15 protein-coding genes are annotated in these 23180 nt (G+C 38.4%); 2 read left to right on the top strand and 13 right to left on the bottom strand.

Features of this window, described 5'->3' with window-relative positions:
• Nucleotides 1–13: 13 nt before the first annotated feature.
• Together DPX34_RS16490 and DPX34_RS16485 are read right to left on the bottom strand one after the other, a co-directional pair.
• A complete protein-coding gene (locus DPX34_RS16490; RefSeq protein ID WP_111979551.1) occupies nucleotides 14–3499 on the bottom strand; it encodes a glycosyl hydrolase in 3486 nt (1161 codons plus the stop codon).
• Nucleotides 3500–3785: 286 nt separating this feature from the next.
• Nucleotides 3786–6713, bottom strand: coding sequence for an alpha-L-rhamnosidase (locus tag DPX34_RS16485; protein WP_111979550.1), 2928 nt, complete (start codon nucleotides 6711–6713; stop codon nucleotides 3786–3788).
• A gap of 252 nt (nucleotides 6714–6965) precedes the next feature.
• On the opposite strand from DPX34_RS16485, the gene DPX34_RS16475 reads away from it, so the two are divergent.
• A complete protein-coding gene (locus tag DPX34_RS16475) occupies nucleotides 6966–9287 on the top strand; it encodes a GH39 family glycosyl hydrolase (protein ID WP_157964767.1) in 2322 nt (773 codons plus the stop codon).
• A 343-nt stretch (nucleotides 9288–9630) separates the two neighbouring features.
• Here DPX34_RS16475 and DPX34_RS16470 read toward each other — a convergent pair whose 3' ends face one another.
• The 7 genes from DPX34_RS16470 to DPX34_RS16435 all read right to left on the bottom strand — a co-directional run bounded on the left by DPX34_RS16470 (nucleotide 9631) and on the right by DPX34_RS16435 (nucleotide 18698).
• Nucleotides 9631–10173 carry a hypothetical protein gene (locus tag DPX34_RS16470; RefSeq protein WP_111979548.1) on the bottom strand — a complete coding sequence of 181 codons (543 nt, stop codon included), beginning with the start codon at nucleotides 10171–10173 and terminating at the stop codon, nucleotides 9631–9633.
• Nucleotides 10174–10200: 27 nt separating this feature from the next.
• Nucleotides 10201–11094, bottom strand: coding sequence for a GGDEF domain-containing protein (locus tag DPX34_RS16465; RefSeq protein ID WP_111979547.1), 894 nt, complete (start codon nucleotides 11092–11094; stop codon nucleotides 10201–10203).
• Nucleotides 11091–11897: an alpha/beta fold hydrolase gene (locus DPX34_RS16460; protein ID WP_111979546.1), complete on the bottom strand. Its 807-nt coding sequence runs from the start codon at nucleotides 11895–11897 to the stop codon at nucleotides 11091–11093. The genes DPX34_RS16465 and DPX34_RS16460 overlap by 4 nt, the downstream gene beginning before the upstream one ends.
• Before the next feature lie 376 nt (nucleotides 11898–12273).
• Complete coding sequence (locus tag DPX34_RS16455; protein ID WP_111979545.1) at nucleotides 12274–14415, bottom strand: hypothetical protein; 2142 nt, start codon at nucleotides 14413–14415, stop codon at nucleotides 12274–12276.
• 638 nt (nucleotides 14416–15053) lie between these two features.
• Complete coding sequence (locus tag DPX34_RS16450; RefSeq protein ID WP_157964765.1) at nucleotides 15054–15752, bottom strand: hypothetical protein; 699 nt, start codon at nucleotides 15750–15752, stop codon at nucleotides 15054–15056.
• 719 nt (nucleotides 15753–16471) lie between these two features.
• A complete protein-coding gene (locus DPX34_RS16440; RefSeq protein ID WP_111979542.1) occupies nucleotides 16472–18064 on the bottom strand; it encodes a 2Fe-2S iron-sulfur cluster-binding protein in 1593 nt (530 codons plus the stop codon).
• Nucleotides 18065–18152: 88 nt separating this feature from the next.
• A complete protein-coding gene (locus DPX34_RS16435; protein ID WP_111979541.1) occupies nucleotides 18153–18698 on the bottom strand; it encodes a carboxymuconolactone decarboxylase family protein in 546 nt (181 codons plus the stop codon).
• Between the two features lie 132 nt (nucleotides 18699–18830).
• Here DPX34_RS16435 and DPX34_RS16430 point away from each other — a divergent pair, with 132 nt between their 5' ends.
• Complete coding sequence (locus DPX34_RS16430) at nucleotides 18831–19733, top strand: LysR family transcriptional regulator (protein WP_198673731.1); 903 nt, start codon at nucleotides 18831–18833, stop codon at nucleotides 19731–19733.
• 333 nt (nucleotides 19734–20066) lie between these two features.
• On the opposite strand, the gene DPX34_RS16425 is transcribed toward DPX34_RS16430, so the two are convergent.
• The 4 genes from DPX34_RS16425 to DPX34_RS16410 form a co-directional block, all read right to left on the bottom strand.
• Nucleotides 20067–20531 (bottom strand): DUF2846 domain-containing protein, encoded by a 465-nt coding sequence (locus DPX34_RS16425; protein WP_111979540.1) that lies wholly within the window; start codon nucleotides 20529–20531, stop codon nucleotides 20067–20069.
• Between the two features lie 475 nt (nucleotides 20532–21006).
• A complete protein-coding gene (locus DPX34_RS16420) occupies nucleotides 21007–21456 on the bottom strand; it encodes a hypothetical protein (protein WP_111979539.1) in 450 nt (149 codons plus the stop codon).
• Between the two features lie 325 nt (nucleotides 21457–21781).
• Complete coding sequence (locus tag DPX34_RS16415) at nucleotides 21782–22222, bottom strand: hypothetical protein (protein ID WP_111979538.1); 441 nt, start codon at nucleotides 22220–22222, stop codon at nucleotides 21782–21784.
• A 417-nt stretch (nucleotides 22223–22639) separates the two neighbouring features.
• On the bottom strand, nucleotides 22640–23180 hold a 541-nt coding region (locus DPX34_RS16410), incomplete at its 5' end, for an IS3 family transposase (protein ID WP_111979537.1).

Below are 23180 nucleotides of genomic sequence, written 5' to 3'. Positions count from 1 at the left end.
TGTTTGGGCAAGACTAATTTAAGGTAAAGCCCTTTATCTGATGAGCTATTATGTTCACAGGCCCTATCAGCCCTGATTGTTGGCGTGGCTCATTGTCTTGCATAAACCGTTGTGTGCTAAAGGTGATCCGCTTACTGGCCGGGGGTGGTTGATTATTGGTATACCAACTTGGCATTGGAGTGATTGGGTCTTGCCAACGCGCTATTTTAAAACCGGATGTATCAGGGTGTTTATAGTCTGCTAATAGGCGGTTAACCCATAAATTGGCGACTTCAATTTCAAGGTCGTTTTTACCTGCTTTAATAAATTTCGTAATATCCAGTTGATAGGGCGACATCCAAGTGGTGCCCACTAACTGGCCATTAATTTTTACGGTAGCAGCCACACTCACTTCACCTAAATCAAGTGTTAACTCTAAATCATCAGCTATATAATGGGGGGGCAGGTTTATGCTTTTGCGATAAATGGCGGTGCCGGAATAATCTTGAATCGCTTGTTCTGGGTGTGCTCGCCAATCGACAAGTTTACTAAAGTTATATTGCTTATTTAAACCGTAAAATCCGGAAAATTGCACTTGCCATTCGCCTTTAACCTCGTGAGCATCTGCCTGCTCATGCAGCGTCAAGGCTTGATTTTTGGTTGATAAAATAAGATTACGTTTTTGCTGTAAGGCGTGCGCGGGTGGAATCGGCTCGATATTTTTTGCAGATTGTTGAAACACCACAAATAATGACTGATTTGCCGCTAAGGTAATAGGGACTTGGGTTGTTGTACCGTTGTCGCTAAATGCGGCTAACCGTTTTATTTTACCGGTTTGTGCATCCCAAATTTCGGGTACTTTACCACTCACATTAAAACGGGCATCTAGTGTTGTTGCTTCAGGTTTATCGTTATAAATGAAGTAGATATCGTGGGTATCTGAACGACGATGGGTGAAATAATAATGTGGTTGGTTGGCAATGGCTAAATCAAGTTGCCAGTTGTTTTCTTGATAGATTTGTTGCCAATTAATTAACGTTTTTTCAGCTAGTGTGTGTTCAGGTGCAAGACCGGCATGACCATGATTGGTTTTTGCCGCAGTGGCCACGTTATAGGTTGTGGGCAATGACCAAATGTCATTCACCATCGTCATAAATTGCTGTTGTTGTTCTGGCGTATTAAAACGACCGGCTAATCGTTCTACGGGTTGCCCAATAATAACGGCACCTTGCTTAGCCAATTGATGAAGTTTGAGCAATGATTTGAAGGTTAATGTTTTATGATTATTTAATACAATAACCTTGTATTCGCTGCCATGTGGCAGCTTGAGCTTGCCATTATCAACAGTGAGTTGCTGTAACACTTCGCTATTTAAGCAATCGTAATTAATATTAATGGGCAGTAATGCACTGAGTAAATCTTTTTCTGGACAGGTTGTTGGGGTTGCATCGCCTAAATACCAGAGCACATCGGACACAGCATGACCAACCCGTAATAAATGCTGACCCCGGGCAATATATTCAAACCATGCTTTGCCGGCTCCATTCCACCAGGGTTGTGTGCGATCCATATGCGCCCCCCAGCGGTTCATTGTCATGCCGGGCATAACATGGGTATTGGCTTGATGGGCAAAGCGATGAAAAACGTGCTGATTAACCCCTAGCGCCCAACTTTTATCATTGTCGGGTTTACCCATTGCAGGGCTAAATAACCAGTTGTTACCCGGAAATTGCGTAAACGCTTCGGCTGAAACTAAGGGCTTGTTATAAATATGCGCAGTCGAACTCGAAGCCGAAATTCTAAAGTTATTATTTTCTAACCAAAATTCACCCATGGGTAAATCGGCTTTACGTGCAACATCTAATTCATTAAACGGGCCAGAACCGTAAGGTTCAAGATACGTTTTAATGCCATCTTGATTGGCTAATTCGGTAAAATAGCCATAATAATTTTCGGTAATTAATTGGTTATTAAAATCACGTGTATCCCATAAAACCGATTCGGAGGTTGTTGGTGAGTCAACAAACTTACCGGCAAAAAGGGGTAAGTAGGGCACTAAGTCATAACCGTATTGTTGCGTAAATTGTTGCTCGTACTGATGTGTCCAATTTTGCGCGCCAACTTCATAACTGTCTATTTCTAAAGTATGTAACGCATTGGGGGCGACTTCTTTAACCTTATTAATCACATTTGTAATGTAGGCATCGTAATGAGCTTTGAACGCGGCTTTACTAAATTTATCGACTTCTAAACCGGTGCCTTCGCGTGAGGCCGGAATATTAACGGCACCCGTTGAGGTGTAGCCAAAACGCATAATGGTCCATTGGCCTTGCGGTAAGGTTGTAACCAGTTGACCCTGAGCATTCATATATTGGCTTAAGTTGATAACTTTATTTGAATCAATGGTTAAATCAGCTGAAGGGGCACCAATATGGGTAAACTCTTGATAATCACTACGGCTAGCAGACGTGCGGCCTAAATAGTTATTAATGGCTGGGGTTGAAGATAACTTAAGCTCTTTAATATTCATGGCTTTATTTGTCACTAAACGAAAATGTTTAGCGGTATGCCCCTCGAACGCCTCATCAAACCCATAGGTAAACTTACCCGGCCGACGCAGTGTGAGCTTGTCTACCATGGTAAAGTTTTTACCGTCGTTAGAAACCTGAAGCTCAACGTTTAAACCTCGGCCATTGTGCAATAGCATATCAACGAGTCGCAAAGTGTAGGGTCGTTGATAAGAAAACTGTAGCCAAGCTGATTGGCTGTTTTGTTCATTAGTTTTTGCCGCCGTATTGGCTGCGGTATTAGGTTGTGGTGTCAGTGTGCTGTAATCGGTTAAATCATGATTTGTGATAAGTGTTGGATCAAAATTAGGATCCGACGCGCTAATGACCGGTTTGCGGTTAGCGTCATCTATTTCAGTTGCTAAAGCGGGGTAAGCGATAACGGCAATATCTTGATAATAATTTAATATTGAGGAAGGCTGTGGCATTTTGATATTGAGATCGCCGCCACTCATCAGCATTTCATTAAAGGTTAAGCGTTTCATTGAATGTTCAGGCGTTACCCAAGGCCCACCACTTGACGTCCAACCATCACAATTGTGCATGCCAAATGAAAGGTCTAAACGTTGTGATTCTTTTGCCATATGGCCAATTAAATCAATGTGTTCAGTTGAGTTAAACTTTACTTTTCCGAGTGGGATACCTTGGGTAACATTAAATAACAAGGTCCCCCCCAAGCCCGCTTCAGCAATGGCTTCGAGATCTTTAGTGATCCCCGCTGCCGACATATTGCCACTCATCGCATGAAACCAGGTTAGCGGTTTTGAGCTATGTGGTGGCGTTATAAAGTCAGCAACAAGTTGCCCATGGGTTTCATGTTGGCGCTTTGTGGGTGATGCATCGGTTGCTGCTTTTTGCTTGTTTAATTGACTGCTTTGTTCTGGTTGGCAACCTAATAACGTTAAACTGAATGCAACAATAATGGCGGTCGTAAAGGTATTATTTTTATTCATTATATTTTGTTTATTTATATTAAAAATTGTTGGGGTTGTAAAACACGTACAGGTCTAATCCAACAAGAATCAAACGCGTTTTACCTATATAAAGAAGAGGCGCAAAAATAGTGAATTGATACCCATGGTTAAAATTTTTTTTCTTTTTGATAGGGAATGGGTTTAAACCCTAGTCACTTCAAAATGCAGAGCGAGCATATTGAAGTGACTTGAGCATAGTCGTGTTAATTTATGCGGGCGACTTGAGTATCAAAATGTCTATTAATACTCGCCTGCGAGATGGCTATCATTTGTTCATAAAGCCGGTTATTTTATATTCTCCAGGGGCTAACGCTTTATTATTGTGTACTAAAGGTTGGTCGTTATATAAAATAGTTAATTGGCTAATATGTGGCAGAGTTAAAACGGCTTGGCTATTTTTAGGTACAGTTAAGTGCATCGTTAATTGTATATTTAATGCGGCTTGCGACTCTGCTTTGGTGAGTTGCCAGCTCACGGCTATATCACCTTGTGGAGTCGGGTGGCTCCCTTTTACTCTGCTCAATTTATGCGAAAATTGTGGGGCCACTTCAAATTGTTTAAAACCGGGAGTTAAAGGCTGTATGCCCAACATGCCACGATAAAACCAACTGGCTACGGCGCCATAAGCATAATGATTTAACGAATTCATTTTTTCGCCGTTGAAGCCTTTTTCTAGGCTATATGAATCCCATCGTTCCCATGTGGTTGTGGCTCCATTATTGATTGAATAAAACCAAGATGGGTAAGTTTCTTTAAATAAAATATCATACATTAGTTCACTATGACCGTATTGTTGTAACACGGGGGCTAACAATGGTGTACCTAAAAAGCCCGTTTTAAGGTGGCGGTTGCTTTGTTCAATCAATGTAACGAGTTTTTCAACGGCTGGCGTTTTATCTTTCTCGTCAAACAATTCAAAAGCTAAAGGTAACAAATAGGTTGTTTGAGTTGTTTTTGGCGAAAACTTGACGGTTTTACCTTTTTTCTCACTGCCATTTTTATATAGCGGGGGTTTGGTTATTTCGCTGTGCAAATCTAAATTGGCATCAAAAAAGTAATGTCTAAATTTTTGCTTTATGTTTTTAAACAGCGTTTCAAATTGAGCTGCATCACTGGTATAACCTAATATACGTGCTGATTTCGCCATAATATTGGCTGAATGGGCAAAGTAAGCGGTCGCAATTAAATCGCGATGAGTATCACCGCCATTTGCGCCACTTTGGGTAAAAGGTTGTAGCCAGTCGCCATGGCTGCTCATTGTTGATACAAATTGGTAACTATGATGTGTGTGGTAAGCTAACCACTGTTTCATCATGGTGTAATTTTCGGCGAGCACATTTTTATCGCCCGTAAATTGATAAAGCTCCCATGGCACAATTGTACCGGCATCACCCCAAGCCGCTCCGGTATGGCTAGCTAAAAAAGAGCGAAAAGGCACATAGTTTGGAATCAACCCATCGATACCTTGATCTTCTCGTACGCTTTGCAACCAGGCGGCCCAAAACCCATATACATCTGCTTTGTACATCGACGTTTGCGCAAAAACTTGCGCATCGCCAGTCCAACCTAACCGCTCGTCACGTTGCGGGCAATCGGTGGGTATATCTAAAAAATTACCGCGCAACCCCCACGACACATTACTTGATAATTGATTTAGCAATGCGTTATCTGAATTAAAATTGTCGTACACGGTAAAATCAGAATGCAAAACCTGACCGGTTAGCCAATCTAAACGGGGTTTTTGGCGAGTATCGTAGCCACTGAGTTCAACATACCGATAACCATGAAAGGTAAACGAGGGTTGGTATTGGATCGTACCTGTTTGGTTAGGTATATAATAATCGATGTTTTTGGCACTGCGTAAATTTTGTACGGCAAAATCAGTGTTGTTCAACGCTTCGGCAAATCGAAGTGTAACGGTTTGGTTAGCAATAACGGGAATATTAATCGCCGGCACGCCAACCATGTTTTGGCCCATATCGTAAATCACAACACCGTCTTTTTCACTTACAATGCTCACCGCGGGTAAAGTTAGGGCGGTACGAACGGTTTTATGTCTTTTAGGTTTTAAAGCAACTTGATTATCAATGGGTTCTGCTAATACGGTTTGCCAATTTTCAGGCGTAAAATTAGCGGTGTGCCAGTTCTTTTGTTCATAATTAGCATCGTACCGTTCACCGTCGTAATTGCTGGCCTCGCGAATAGGGCCTTGATCTGTGCTTTGCCATGAGTTGTTTGTGCTAATGGTTTGGCGCGAACCATCTTGATAAGTCACTTCTAACTGAGCGAGTAACCGCATTGGTAAAATATGCTGCTGTTTGGTTGGGTGAAATATTCTGCCGCTATGCCAACCTTCAGCAAGAATTGCCCCTATGGCATTTTCTCCCGGTTGTAATTGCGAAGTGACATCATAAGTTAGGGTTTCAATACGTTTGTGATAAGGCGTCCAACCGGGTGTCATGGCATCTGCCGAAACCGGAACACCATTTATATAAGGTTTAAAGACCCCTTTGGCACTAATATATAAACGTGCCTGTTGAATATCATTTGCTAACGTAAATTGATTACGCAAATACTGAGGCCGATAATACAAATTGTTTGGCACCGGAAAATTACCGCCTTTAACGGTTCGGTTATAAACACTATTTTCATCAGTCTCATGGCTATCAGGGTGACCTATCCATTGGGCTTGCCAGTCGTCATTATCAACTAAACCAAGTTCTAAGTGATTAATTTCGCTCCAATTTGATTCACGTTGCTGCTCATCCCAAATTTTGACACGCCAATAAATTTTTTGCCTAGATTGTAATTTAGGGCCTTGATATTGAACCCAAGCATTTTGGTTAGAGATAACTTTTTTGCTGTCCCAGAGAGGCTCTTCCCATTGCAAGAATGACGACGACAACGGATGAGAATTTGTTACTTGTATTTGATAAGCGGTTTGGCTTAATGCGCTCGATTTTTCACTTAATTGCCAAGTAAATCGTGGACGTTGCTCGTAATAACCGAGTGGATTTATGAAACCTTCACCTACTTTTAAATGCACCGGGGCTTGAGTTAGATCTTGTGCTTTACCCGTTGAGACCGATTTTGGCTGGGTTGATTCAGAGCACCCCATTAAAAAGTGTGGGGTGATCATGACCACCGCAATTAAAGTGATTAACCGCTGCTTAATATTAAATTTATTTCTCATGTTTGTTTCCTATTACATATTTGATATGCGTGAGATCTGCATATCAGATAGCTATGCAATGAAAAGCCATGAAATCTTAAAATTGATACCCCACCGTTAAAATATTCCGTGATTGTAGAAATAGTTAATTAAATATTAATGAGTGGGTAGCAATTTAGCGAGGTTTGAGCCTTTTCTTAATGAGGTTGCTCTATTGAATGAATTAGAGCAATAGCTGGCTAATGAACTCATAATTATAATACGTAGGAAAAAATGAAAATTAAAACAATATTAGTAGCAGGTGTATGCCTTTGGTCGATGGTTGGACTTACCGCCTGCGGTGGTGGAGGGGGCTCTACCGCAACAGCGAATAATAGCGTTGACACTGCGGGCAGCGATAACACAAGCGGCGGTAATACTGGTAGTGATAACACGGGCAGTGATAATACAAGCGGCGGTAATACTGGTAGTGATAACACGGGCAGTGATAACACAAGCGGCGGTAATGCTGGCAGTGATAACACAGGCAGCGATAACACGGGCAGTGATAATACAGGCGGTGAAACCGCGCCAGTTGGTTTTATCGAAGGTACGGTTGCATCAGACGTTACCGATATAAATGCATGTCAGCTTTATTTATACGATCAAGATGTCACCCAGTTTGCCGATGCGTTTGATCAAAATCACGCTAGCTTTCAAATGCCGGCTTCAGGTATTACAGGCGAAGCGCCGATTGGTACGAGCGCGATTTCAGTAACAGGTCGTTATAGTTTTGACAATGTGGCAACTGGCAGTTATCAACTTGTATTAAGCTGTATTGTGGGTCAAGACGTGCAAGATGAATCACAACTGGTTGATGACCCAATTCAATATCAAGGTCACATAATCCCAAATCCGGCAGGCATTATTCCAAATAAAGTAACAATAACGGTTACCGCTAATGGCACCGTTCAAGAAAACTTTACTGATAGCCGAGTTAAACCGGTCATTGACGATAAAGCAGATGTAATTGTTAAAGCGGATATGACTGATTTAAACAGTCGTAACGCGGATTTGCATGATATCTGGAGCACGCTTAACCGAATTGCGCCAACTAATGGTGTTGTCGTTATCGATGGTATGAAAGTCAATACGATCCGTATGTTAGGCGGCATCATGAAAAAAGATGCAGATGGTAACAAAGTACCTGACTATGAATATGATACCGCTAAATATAATGAACAAACCAAACAATACGAATATAATTTTCAACCATTGATAGAACGTATTAATGCGATAGTAGATAAAGGCAAAAATTTACATCAAATCGTGCTCGACCAACCTTCTTGGGCATTTCAAACTGGGCATCAATTTATTCCTGATGATCAGCCCTATGATGGTGTTAGTTTTAAAGAAAGCCAGCGAATATCGCATTACGGTAACTCATTACCCCCAAAAGACAAAGTTGCCTATAACGCGTTTTTACAAGCCACGATGAATCGCTTAATTGCAGAATATGGTGAAGAAAAAGTATTATCATGGCGCTTTAGAATTGGCACTGAAATCGAAACCCCCGATCATTGGTATGGCTCAGAGCAAGACTTTGTAGAACATTTTGCTAACTCAGTAAACGCCATTCGTACGGTATTACCTAACGCGATAATAGGGTTGCACACGCGCACCCCTGGTTTTGTTTATAAAAATGGTACCGTGACCAATTATAAAGGAGAGCCAATTAAATCTTTTGCTAATGCTTTAATCGAATATTGTGCCGACAATAATATCAAATATGATTTTTGGGGAGTCAGTGACTATCCATTTATTAATAACGCGAGCACTCGCGATCCTAAAACTAAATATGAGCAGTTTTTTAAACCCTTGGTGGACCACCCTAAATGGCAACAAGGGACCATTATTGATATTGAAGAATATTCCGTTATTACCAAAATGGGATTTGTACCCCCGCATTATGCTTATATCACATCCGATTCTCCACAAGCTGACACCTTTAATATTGCTTTAACCGATGAGTTTTATCAGCATGATGTTCATCAGGTATTTCAATGGGGGTTACGCAATGGAGACAAACCCTGGCCAGTAGATATATTTGCAACCATGCTTGGCCAGCCACGTATTAATGCAGAGGTTAACGCAGAATCGGTCGGTTCTATTGTGGTAACTGATTTAAGCGATAAAAGCATACAAGCGGTGACTTATCATTATGACCCCAAAAACCTCGAAACAAAAAATGATCGCGATGTGAAGCTGAGCTTTAATGTTGATCAGCCGGTCGGGACTCCTTTTTATTACCGTAAAAAATTAACGGCGCCAGAGCATCATGCATATCATAACTTTATGCAGCAAACTAACTCGGCTGGCTGGTTAAAAAGTGGTAAAGGTTTTGATAAATATGGCTCACCGCATATTGTATTAAACGATGCCGGTATAATTGAATGGGATAAATACCAATTTAATAATCCAACCCGTTGGACACAATGGCAAGCCAGCATTACGGTAGCTCGCACTGATGGCAAAACAGGATCTCAAGTGATTATTGACAGTACATTGCCGTTGTTTTCGTATGAAAAAACCGACATTAAGTGGTCAAATAATTAGAGAATAACAAATACTAAGATTGAATAGTTTTTAACCCAATACTAATTATTAATTATCAATAACCAAAGCACTGATTTTTCAGTGCTTTTTATTTTTATGAAAAGCCGTTAGTGTGTAAAAATAGTTGTGGCTGAATTAACCGAACTTTCAATAATCTCATTATTGAAAATTCGGTAATCAAATAGCCTGACATACCAAACAATCTGGCGGAAGGGAAACACAAGTTGCTTAACTGGTTAGCAACTTATAATAAGCAACTTGTGTTTGCCAATTGTTTAAAATAAGAATGCCTTTGCGGTTTTTATAGCCGTTATCATACTGAGCCTACACAGATTAAATAAATTTAAACATCATCCTCTTTATCCATACCATTTGGATAGATTAACTCACGCAGCATCGGCCGTACTACCGCAATAATTAAAACGATAATAATAACCATACCGACTAATAATCGGGTGATTTTTTCAAACCATGGTTGCCGATAAACCGGTAGTTGACGGGCATTTATTTTTGCTTCTTCCATTTTATCAGCCAGCAGCGCGCAAGCTGATTCGGGTGTTATATTTTGTTGTATTTCAGGATAGTTGATCACTATGCCAACTCTGGCGAGAGCCAGTCTGGCTTTATCCATATCTTGGCTATTAATGAAGATCATCTTGGCCTGCAAGTTGGTTTGGTAATGAATGTTTTTGTATTCTAGAACATCAACCACTTTAACCGCATCGACCAATTCAATATTAGAAATCAACGGGCGCTGCTCAGGCTCTTGCGCCCAAAGGATGATAAAAATCGCAATGGCTAAACAAATCACAATTGCCAATATTAAGGTTATTTGCTTTACTATTGTTGTATCTAACTCTGTTGGTTTAGAACCATCCTTATCCATATTATTGCCTTTTTATTATTATGCTGATTAAAAAAATTCTGTTCTGTTGCGACCGTTATTTTTCGCTTGATAAAGGGCTAAATCAGCTTCTTTGATATGCTCCTCAACGACATTAACACTCGCTATTTTTTTAGGCTTTAACGCTGTCGCACCGATACTAATTGATAATGAATTATCTTTATCGAGCTTTATTTTATTGACCTCTGCGTGTAATCGTTCGCAGAATATTTGAGTTGCTGTTAAGTCTGTATTATATAAGGTGATTAAAAATTCTTCACCGCCCCATCTTGCAACAATATCGGTATCGCGTGTAATTATTTTTAAAATAACGGAGAGATCAATTAATATCTTATCGCCTCTATCATGTCCGTAAGTATCATTAATGGTTTTAAACCAATCTATATCAATTAACAAAAATGATATCGGTACAAACTTTCTATTTAATTGCCTTATTATTTTTGTCACATCATGAGTGAATGCTCTCCGATTAAGCAAGTTAGTTAGCGGATCAACCCTTGTTAATAACGTTAATTCTTCCGTTTTTTTTTCTAAATGCTCCCTTGCGGCTAATAACTCTTGATAAAGCTTATCGCGAGCTGCAGCCATATACATTGACCAATAAATTTTAGAATCGACCAGTTGAATGTGAGCAATCGCTGGGACTTTTTCTTTTGAGCTTAACACTAATGATAATTGTATTTCTTGAAGCGTGCCTGATGTCACGATTGAGGGGCGAATATAGCTTTCAAATAATATCGAACTCGCCTTAGAAATAAAATCAAACAAAATGTAATCAGATTTATTGTCTATTTCTAGACCTAATAATTCGGCACCGTATTCATTACAATACTCAAGTTTATTTGTTTTTATATCCGTGATTAGCAAGATGCACGGAAAGCAATCTAAAGCCGGTTTGTTCATCCTAAAAATTGTTCGATAATTTTAAAAACCGCCTTAGGGTCTGTCATATGTAAGCAATGCCCATGCGAATCAACAACTTTGAGAACAGAGTTAGGTATTTTTGTATGCATATACTGGCCAACCTCTACAGACGCTAAATTGTCGTTACTGCTTTGTAGTATTAAAGTGGGTAAGTCTAATTGAGTTAGTGCAGCCCTATCGTCTGAGAAAAATGTGGCTTTTGCAAATGGTTTTGCATAATTGGGATCAGTAGAACAAAAGCTTTCTTCAAGATCTTTGATGAGTTCGTTTGAATTATTTTGCCCCATCACTAAAGGCGCTAAATAATTGGCCCAACCAATATAATTTTTATCCATTAAGTTGATGAGTTCTTCTAAATCTTCCTTTTCAAAGCCACCAAAATAATCGGGCGGAAAATTTAAAAAACAAGGGGAAGGACAAACCATCACGATTTTAGCAAACAAGGTGGGTGATTTAAGTGATGCAAGCATACCAATAATGCTACTCACTGAATGCCCTATAAACACAATGTTTTTTAGATCTAGCGCGGTGCAAATATCTAAAATGTCTTGAGCATAACCCTCAAGTGATTGGTATCTATTTTTATCAAAAGCCGAGGTATCTGATTGACCACATCCTACATAATCAAATAGAACCACTCTATAATTAGACTCAAATAAAGGCTGCATAAAACGCCACATATTTTGGTCGCAACCAAAACCATGTGCAAGCATGATAGTTGTTTCACCTTCGCCGGTTACTTTGACATTATTTCGTTCTAGAATATGACTACTGAAAGGCATTATTGGCTCGTTAACCACTGAAATGAACAATTATAATGTTCAAATTTTTTTATTTATGCAAGGTAATATACGCAGTATCATTTAATAAAAGTAAGAATGGATAATTATTGAACAACATTATTTTAAATATTTTAGCTTAATTTTATTTAATGTTTTGTCCACTTGCTTAATGTGTTTTTTTTCTCTGTTTTATCCTTATTGTTACGTTTGAATACCGATAATGGGTAGACGTTAAGCGCGTTAACCTAAGTGACACGATAGACGTTAACTGACTCAATTTGTTTATAACATTATCTTAGTTATTCACAATATTAATCAAAAACGTTACCCAATTATAAATCGGATAACGTTATTATTTGATTGATTATTTAGCGATTCATTGTGCGAACCTGTTTAAATCGGTTGTTGTTTCAAACACCTGCATGGTCGCACTCGTCACAAAACCACCAGTGTCACTAAAACGAACCTTGATGGTGTTATTGGCTTTAACCACGCTATAAGGCACCGGTATTTCAATTACACCAAAAAAGCTATGACGTGTGTTTTGATCATAACCCCGAAAATCATCAGGGACTTCAATTGTGGTATTGTTAAAGGTGATCTCAGGTAATAAAGATTTATTATGTAAACGGCCTAAACCTAACCTTAATACCGCCTCGCCATTAGCACTGGTCGCTTTTACAGCGTCTATATTAAAGGTGATATCTTGCCCCGATGTGATGGTTTGTTTCATCTTATCGGCGTAGTATTTTGTTTCTACCGATTTTTCATCAATCATAATATCGGCTGCATACGTTACTTTAATAATAGCGGTGGCATTTGCATTAACGGTAAAGCGAGTAGCGGTGTTTTCTAATGTGGTTTCTTCGAGCACAGGGGCGACCGCTTGCGCATCAAAATATACATGTTTAGTCGAGATTGATTCTATGGCGGTATTATTTTTATCGATCAAATTAAAATCGAATTCAACATTCTCGTGTTCTAAATTATTGACAATAAAATACAGGTTTTTTCCGTCAACATACCCGTCGGTTTGTAAATCTAAATCACCTGGTTTTGTGTCAATACGTTTACCCTTAACTTCTGACCAAAGCTCGTAGAATTTTTTGATATCAGAATAAATCCAATCACCATTGTCTTGCACATTAATACTACCGTCTAACTCATCTCGTAATACATACAAGCGTGTTGAATAACGATGCCCTTCGTCACTTAGTCCGTTCTCGCCAGCCCACTTTGCTTTGAGTATAGAAAAAGGCATAGACGTAAGAATTTGATCTGGCTTGTCCATAAGTTGCATCATAATTGAAGAAAAAGAACGGATGTTCCACCAGTCACGCTCACGCGAATAAGGCCCTTTGCCTTTTTCACCGGGTGCAAAAAAACCATGCTCAGATATAACCCAAGGTTTTGCTTCGCCAATGGTAATAACACTATAGTGCTCAATCATATCTAATATTGCTTCAATATTAGAACCTGAACGATACATGTGGTTTGTTTCATCGTGATTGTCGTATAAATGAATAGAATAAAAATCCATTTCTTGACCGGCGCCATCAATAAACGTTTTCCAAGTGTTGTCGAACAGCGCAAAGTTATTATTATTATTTTCGAGTGCAGGGAAGGCCGCGGTAAACCCACCCACTTTAACATCAGGATGATCAGCATGTAGTTTATCGGCGACCACTTTATGAAGTTCAGTGATGTTAGCATTGGTCGTGTGTAACTTGCCTGATTTAACAAACGGTTCATTCATGACTTCTATAATTTTGGGTTTTTTCTGGCCTGTTGTGCCGCCTGTGCCAAAAAATTTAGTGAGATATTCACTAAAAAAGCGAGCGTATTCATCGTAACCGGCGATCCAAGCATTACCTTCACAATTAGCACTACAAGTATTGTATTCTTTGTGTGGATACATAAACTCTTGCCCGCCATACATCATATTGCCCATTCGATCTTCTAAAGCATGAGCGGTGGTATTGTTTTTATACCAAGTTTTACTTTGCTCAGCATTTTTCGTCATTTCATCATCGTTAAATATGCCATCAACAGAGCCGCCTTCAAGGCGTCCCATTTGCCAAGGGGTAGAGCCGTTATCGCGACCGTAATAGACATCATAATCTTCCATAAATTTTTTTGCTGTTGCGTTGTCTGGCCATTCATTATCAGTTGCCCCAATATGCATGGTTATATATCGACTTCGATCAAAACTATCTACTTCGCCTTTTATGTGATTTACATTTAAATTGACATCAATAACGTAGCCGGCTGTTGGTATAGAGGGTGTGGTATCTGGGGAGGTCGCTGGTGGTTCATCTGGTGTTGGTGTGGTTGTTTCATCTGGCGTTGTGTTATCTGGTGTAGACTGATCGGGGTCTGGTGCGGGATTATTTGTCGGCGTTGATGCTGTCGTGTCGCCGCCGCCACCACATGCTGTTAACGAAAAAATAGCTAAGGTAATTATACTTAGCTTTGATATTTTAGAGGGCAGTACTTTAGAGGAAAAAATTAACTTCATATTTGATCGCCTTATGAATCGTGCGCATTCTTGAATGCGTTTTTTATTATTTTGGCTACAACATAAATAGAATATTTCATTTGTAGCACATTTAATTGTTAACATTATATTATTGTTTTTTTCACAAAAGGTACAGTTCTATCATGTAAATATTTTCATATATGCTTTTGGGTTTTATATTTGAGTTATTTTATTTCGGGTTGGAGTCGTTTGGTTTTTTAATAAAATGCAATAAAAGCCCAATAAGTGTTGTTTTTTGTATTTTCAAACACGCAATAATGGGTTTTATATTCATATCTTTACTTATATGATTTTTCTAGTTTGCATTTAAACTTAAGTTCGACTAAATTTTATTTTCTTCGTTGCTTTTATTGCGTTTAAAACTGGAGGGGGTAAGAACACTAAGTTGCCTGCTAGCATAAATAAAAAATACAGCTCAATGTAGAGATAAAAAAAAAGCCGTAAGCTTGAGAGTGAAGATAATCGAGTGAGATAGGCTTAATTACTCTTAAAATTAAATAAAATGATAGGTTTATCGATGACTGTGCCGCATGAGTCTGCAATAACAAAAATACACTCTTAGTTGATAAGTTGGATATGGTTTATTAGTACCAATCCCGAATGAGGGGGCTCAATTATCACTTGAGACTGTCAGCAAAAGAAACTGCATTTTTGTAAAGTTTTTCGTAATCTGCAAACTCGCCTTCGTGCAAATTATAGGTTAATAAACAAGACTCACGCGCTTCAATGCATACACCTTTTAAGTTTTCGACGTTAGTAATCAGTTGCTTGGGAAACCTAGCTCTAACTTCGGATTCATCCTCTCCTTTCAGGACGTAGCGTTTTGAAAAATTTGGGTGATCGCTAAAATCAATGTCAGCAAAGCCAAATAGCTGTTTTATTTTTTCAAAAACATTTTCTGGAAATAATTCAAAGCTATATAGCTTTTTACTTTTAAACTTAAAAAATACTGCTCGGAGAGTAGACGGTTTAGAAGAATTGCTTCGATCGGCATACTTAGAGGTATAAACAAAATCGAAAATATAAACATCTTCTTTTTCGCATTCTTTTCTTATGATGTTACATACTTCGTAATCTTCATCAGTAAAATTAAGTAACCTAAATCCATGCTTATGAAGCTCTCTATAAATATCACCTTCTTCTTTGAAACTAAACTTTGAAATAAAATCGAGCCTTGTTACATTAAATTTTTTCTCTCGTTTTGAAGCATAATAGCCTGAGATTATGAGTACAAAGAATAAGATTATGCAAAAATAAATGTCAAATGTACTCATAGATCCCCTTGAAAGGTAACCGCCCGCATAACTGGCCATCATTAGCGAAGCTCGAACCAAGCCAAGTTTTTAGTTGATATGTTGATACGTTTGTGTGCGCCCAGCATGGCATAAACTAATGAGGTGAAGTCTTTGTAAGAAGGTCACCGTTTATTTAACTGATTGTTATTAAACGCTAACGACTAGCAAATGGCAACTGCAAAATCGCGAGGTATTCGGGGGTAGGGGCTAGATCCACTTAGTTACTCGATTATATGTACATGACTGCAAAGCACAACAATATTGGAAACGTAAAAAACAAGACAAATCTATAACCTTGATTCGCTAGGCCTTCTCTAGCCACTAAATAATTATAAGCTAGTGTTCCGAAAATTAACGTTGCCAAAACAACAATAAAACCTAAAACTAAGGGCAAAAATGAAAGAAACAAAATACTAAAAAGCATCAGCGGTAAAGTACCTAAACCTGCCATACACTTATTCGAATACACAACTTTCATTTATTCACAATGTCCTTTTGTACTTGCAACACCAGTCGTAATTGCCGGAGTATGGTCGCTTGTGTTTTTACGTCTTTTTACAAAATAAATCAGATTATGTAGGTCGACTGGCTACTTTTTTATACACCCAGTATGGGCATAAACTAATAAGGTGAAAACCCCTTTTTAGGAATGTCACCCTTTTTTTAATTGATTGTTATCAAACGCTAACGATTAGCAAATGGCAACGCTTTATTAGTGCCTGTCCATCTTCGATGCCCGTTTATAAGTCAATGGTTAATTTGTCGGCATTGGGCCTAGAAACACACAAACACATTTTGCCCGAGGCTCTTTCTTGGCTAGTAAGACAATTGTCTCTATGTTGTATATTTTCAGATGGTGTAGCTTGTACAACACAACTTTTACATTGGCCTGTTTTACAGCTAAATGGCACTTGTACACCTGCCGCTAAAACAGCCTCTAAAAGTGTTTGATTGCTTTCAACTTCAATGTTCACCCCAGATTGAGTCAACGTTAATTCACATTTTTCAGCTGATTGTTCTACATTTATTGAAAATTGTTCGTAATGAACGCTTTCTTTTTCAATACCAAGTTCCTGTGTTACTTTTACTAAGTCAGTCAACATTGATTCTGGCCCGCAAAAATAAAAATGGGTTGATTGCTTTTTTTGCTCAGAAAAATTTTCAATAAGTGCTTTTATTGAGAGTTTCATCCCCTCTTGAGATGGGTATAAATGGAGTTTATCTTCTAACTGCTTTACTAATCTATCGGTGTATGCCATGTCTTTTTTTGAGCGGCCAGCATAATGCACTTCAAACGATTTATGTTTTTCAAGTAATGCGAGTGCCATCGACTTTATTGGCGTTATGCCAATGCCTCCGGCAATCAATACACTATGTTGGTTATTATCCTCTAAAGAAAACATGTTCTGTGGGCTTTTACAATGCAATGTTAAACCTAAGTAATACTGTTGATGAAGAGCAACAGAGCCGCCACGACCATTATCTTCGCGTTTTACCGCTATTTCATAGCAGTCTGTTCTATTTGGATTGCTGCTAATTGAATAATTTCGCCAAGCAAGTTCACCATCACTGAGTTCAACTGGTACTTGAATATGTGAGCCAGCAGAAATTTTGGGCAATGCTTGACCTTCTACTCCTCGTAACTCATAAGCACGAATATCTGGTGTTAATTGTCTAACGCCAGATATAACGAGGGGGAGCTCGCCATTACCTAATGCAGTTTGTACTGGCTGTAGATGTTTTAACGCATTATTTTTGAGTTGTTTTATTTGATTTTCGAGTGGTTCAATCAATGCTGATACTTCTAATTCATTGTATCTCGGAGTAATATGCTGCGGGCAGTTCCAATCAAAAGCAGCGATCTTAATAATAAAACCTCTCTCAACCCTTGCCCGATAGTGATCATCTTCTAGTGATGCTAACGTCTCCCAATCGGCTTCATCAACTAACGTAATATGCCCAACAATTTTTAAACGCCGTCGGTTGGGATAATCCATTAAAATAAGTGACACTTTGTCATTTGTTCTAAAATTTCCAGTGCTAACGTACTGACGATTACCTTTATAATCTGCGAAACCTATCGTTCGCTCATCAATAACTTTGAGAAACCCTTTTGGTCCACCCCGATGTTGTACATAAGGCCAGTCAGTTTCGCTAACACTTGCCATATAGAAACTGTCACGCGCTTGAATAAAGTTACTTTCTTCTTGTGAGATCAAGTAATTATAATCTTCTCCCGTGTCCATACTTGCATAGCCTGAGCGGCTATTTTGCTCTTCTTGAACTTGTCTTACTGATTGAGTAAACGCAATTTGTGCATATTGATGGGCCATAAAAATATCCTCCAAATTTAGAAGTATGAGTAAAGAGGAGATTGCCCCTCTTTAATGGCATTTCTTTATATTGTGTCGATTACGTTGCTTAAGACGCTTTTTGTAATTCAATTGTAGGAAAATCGATTGCTACACGGCTCGCCTTTCCTAAGATGTTGGTTAAAACATTCATCCCAACATGAGTAATGATTTCTACAATTTCAGCATCTGAATAACCAGCATTTCGAATCTCTAATAATTCAGCCGTTGTTACATCACCGTTATGTTCTGCCAATGAACGAGCAAATTTCACCGCAACTGCTGCTTTAGCATCTTGGCTCCCGCCTGCGCGGTTAGCTAACATTTCGTCACCTGATAACCCTGCACTTTTGCCAATAGCAGTGTGTGCGGATACACAATACTGACAAGCATTTTGCTCAGCTAAGCCCAAAGCGATACGCTCTTTTGTTTTGCCTTCTAACTCACCTTCATTAGCAATGCTATGTAACCCTAAGAACGCTGTTAAAGCTGCGGGTGAATTTGCAAATACCTTTAAAAAGTTTGGCACTACACCGAGCTGCTGCTCAATTGCGCTAAATAATGCTTGTTGCTGTTCGTTTGCCTGCTCTGTTGTTACTAAGTTAATTCTGCTCATGATTAAATCCTCTATTAAAATATTAAGTTGCCTTATTCTCCTCATTCAGGAGTAGAGCTAGTTTGCTACAAATCACTTTCATTAAGAATATCCACGATATACAATTAATTATTTCAATAATTGGAATAATCAATGTTAGATCAAATACAATTAATGTCTGTATTTGTTGCCGTTGCAGAAGAACAAGGGTTTGCTGCTGCTAGCCGCCGTTTAAACATGTCACCACCAACGGTAACGCGCGCGATTGCAACACTAGAAGAGCGTTTGTCGGTTAAATTATTTAACCGTACCACTAGGTATGTAAGAGCTACCGAGGCAGGGTTGCGTTATTTGGATGACGTAAAACGTATTTTAGATGACATCTCACTGGCCAATGAAGCCGTCCAAGGCATAAATGCTTCACCTCAAGGCAGCATCAGCGTTACGGCACCCGTATTATTTGGTCAACAATATGTTTTACCTTCGGTATTAGAATATTTAAATACGCACCCAAAAACGAACGTAAATGCCGTCTTTTTGGATCGCATCGTCAATATGCTGGAAGAAGGCTATGATGTAGGAGTTCGAATTGGTGAGTTACCTGATTCGTCAATGCGAGCAAAAAAGGTTGGTTCTGCTCGACTAGCACTTGTTGCATCACCTGAGTACCTAGAAAAAAACGGCATACCTCAGCACTTCTCAGAACTAGACTCCCACTCACTAATTGAAACGCAAGTTGGAAGCCTTAATCAGGATTGGAAATTTACTGACAATGGGAAGCTGATTAATTACCACATTAACTCAAGACTCAAAGTAAGCACCAACCAAGCCGCAGTTAACGCAGCATTGGCAGGCTTTGGTATTACGCGTGTAATTTCATATCAAGTGGCAAGTGAACTACAAAATAATAAGCTTAAATTTGTCCTTGAATCCTTTGAGCAACCAGCTTTCCCTATTAATATTATTCACCGAGAAGATAGGCTGTCCTCTGCAAAAGTAAGAAGTTTTATTGATTTATTAGCACTAAACCTCAGTAAGCAAACCGCTTTTAATTAATTTTTTAATCACGGCTTTAGCGGTTATAAATGCCCTTTAAAAGACTGTAAAATCGACTAAGACAGGCTTGATTGACACTTAAAATTAAATAAAATCATAGGTTTATTAGTGCCTGTCCTGCATGAGTGTCCAATGTGTAATCTAGGGCGATATTGAGCGAAAAATACATTTAAAGCGACTCTCTGCGCATACAAAAAGCCATAAACGTTATCATTTTGAGTAATTCTAAAGTCTTAACGCCATATTAAGGGGCTGGTTAATGTTTGGCTAAAATGTGTAGCGAAGCGAAACCGAGCCAAACTTTAGCAGTCCCGCTTGAACAGCTTATAGTTGTTAGTTTTTCTTAACTTCTTTCAGTTCATTAATAGCAAACGATTCTTTGATTAACGCAAAGCCGTAACTACCAGAGATAGATATTACACTGCCATACACACCTACATCTTGTAATTCCGCAGATAAACGAACAAAGTAGTTTTTATTTGCTTCAAATTTGTATTCGATATTCATTTCATCAGCACGCCAGTTAGACATAAACGCGCCTTTTTTAACAGTGAGTTTATGAATACCTGGAGTTAAAGTAATAATTTCATATCCACCATTACTTAGATCAAAACGATCTGACCCATCTACTTGGACTGTTGGTGCGGCAGCACCATCTAACATAGCCCAAGGTCGATAAACATAAACCTTAGCTTGGTTCGTGTCTAAACTTTCTAGTTCTGTGAATTTGGGTCCTGTTGCATTACAACCTAAAAGAAATAACGCTGTAGATATGAGAATAATTATTTTCTTGAACATTTACACCAATCCTTTGTGAAAAACTAACGAGCCTGTAGAATTTCTATTTTAGAAAAAACAGCTCATAAAAATCATTAAAATTAAGCTCTAAATTGCGCTTCTATGTGTAATCTAGGGCGATATTGAGCGAAAAACACATTTACAGCGACCCTCTGCGCATACAAAAAGCCTAAAAATTATTATATTGAGTAATTCTACAGCCTCAACGAGCCTGTAGAATTTCTCTTTTAGAAAAAACAGCTCATAAAAATCATTAAAATTAAGCTCTAAATTGCGCTTCTATGTGAAATCTAGGGCAATATTGAGCTAAAAACACATTTAAAGCGACTCTCTGCGCATACAAAAAGCCATAAAAATTATCATTTTGAGTAATTCTACAGCCTCAACGCCCGCATAACAGGCTAATAGAGCTTGGCTATAATTGGTGATGCACGAACCAAGCCAAGCTTTATTAGTCCGAGCGTTAATACGATTGTTATGTTTTAATTTTACTCAGAGCTATTTTGCATTTTTGTTCGATAACCCCTATCGGTGTTTGATTCATTTTTTTCATAGCTTCACCTAAAGCTTTATTGTCGCCAGCTCCCATAGCTTTAGTAAGGTTTTCCTGTATTTCAGTTAGGTACATTTGGCTAAAAAATATCTCTTTTTCTGTTAGTTTGGTAAAGTCTTGTTTAAAGCATTCGCAAAAGCCATTAATACGTTTTTTTTCGTCGCTACATGTCTCCAACATTTTACTTTTGAAATCTTTTAGCTCGCCGGATTTGGAAAGTTGTTTGAACAGTAATAGAGGTTCCGGCTGCTTTAAATAATCATTGATATTTTTAGCTTCACTTGGTTGGAGAGTTATTTGAGATGAACCATAAGCTGAAAATATAATAAAAAGATTGAACGTCATTACATAAATTTTTTTCAAATTAGTCATATAGATTTTCTTAAAACATAACGCTTAATAGTGCGCGATTTACGCATTTTCCTGTTAAATCTGCGCGCATTTTTTATACTTGCTGTATTTTTAGCAAATAAGCTAACACATTGCTATTTATATTGTTTATTTGCAGGTGAAAAATTTATCAAAGGTAAAAATGCACAACTTGCACATTTTCTTGAATAGGGGGAGTAAAGAACGGGAGTTGTAGATAAATACTATTTTTATCGGGGGTTGTCACTCGAATTTCCTGTGTGCACTCTATGTGATGACTTAAAATAAAATCATAGATTTATGAGTGCCTGTCCTGCATGAGTGATAACTACTTTTCGTCTTCTTCATAAATTATTGATGCTAGTGCCGGACGAACTACTGCAAGAATTAAAATAATAATAACTAATGCGCCCATAACCAACTTAACTAATTTAAAGAACCAAGGTCTTTGCCATATTTTTCCAGTTTCCGCATCCATCTTTTTTTGTTTAATGAATTCATCGTAAGCTTTATTCAGATCTGTGTGCTTAGTAATTTCAGGGTATTCAATGACAATACCAATTTTAGCCAGTGAAACACGAGCTAGCTCTGATTGTTCTTGGTTGACGTAAAGCATATGGTTTTTAACATCGGCGTAGTAATGAATACTTTCTTGGTCTAATACGTCCGCGATTGTAACTGAGTCAACCAAACGCATGTCTTGAATTAGTGGTCTATAAATAGGGCTATCTTCATTTGCCCATTTAACAATAAAAATTGCAATAAGCATGGATACAGCTAGAACCAATAATAGCTTGTGCTCTTTTGTGATTAATTTACTAATTTCATCTCTCCATGAGATCGATAACACTGGCAAACTTGCGAGTAGTTATAAAACGCCCGCTTAAATTGCTTTTGATATTTCAATTACTTACACCAAGTAATGGGAATAGTTCTTTTTTTGTCTGTATTTACAGCACCTGCCGTAAAGCCACACTCATTACTACCGCACATATAGCCGAACATTCCTGTCATTTCACCATACTCTGAAGTTAACTTTATACTTTGGTTTTTTTTAAAGTAAATTTTAGTTTCATCATTTCCGCTGGGTAATGCTAGAGGTACAGGAACAATGAGAATAAAAGCCCCAATACCAGACCATGTATAACCATCGTGATTGTAGTGGTCAAGTATTTCTGGAGAGATTTTAAGCCGCTTTTTTTAACTCATTATATTTTTGATGAGGCGTCTGATAATCTAATGCCGAATGCCTTCGTTTGTAATTGTAGAACCGGATATATTGTTCAACCACATTAACAACCGAGTTGTGATCAGTAAAGGTTAACGGGTTTAATTTTTCAGTTTTTAAACTTCTAAAAAATCGTTCCATCACCGCATTATCCCAGCAATTTCCTCTGCGACTCATACTTTGTTTAATGCCTAAACTCTTTAGCTTTTCTCTGAATAAGTTGGCTGAATACTGGCACCCTTGATCAGAATGAAACATGAGCTCCCCTGTATTCGGTCTTTGACGTTGTATTGCGTTATTTAAGGCTGCAATCGCTAATTCTGAATTTGGTTGGCTTGATAATGCATATCCAACAATTTCTTTAGTCCCTAAATCAAGTACACACGCTAAATAGCTCCACCCTTGATGTGATTTTATATAGGTAATGTCACCTACCCAATGAGTATTATACGTCGGTGGGTTAAATTGCCGCTTCAGTAAATTCGGCGCGTAAACGGTC

Origin of the sequence: Algibacillus agarilyticus (genome assembly GCF_003286125.1) — a bacterium.
GTDB classification, from domain to species: Bacteria; Pseudomonadota; Gammaproteobacteria; order Enterobacterales; family Alteromonadaceae; genus Algibacillus; species Algibacillus agarilyticus.
The sequence above is the reverse complement of the archived record's forward strand: the minus strand, read 5'-3'. Positions and strand labels throughout refer to the sequence as shown.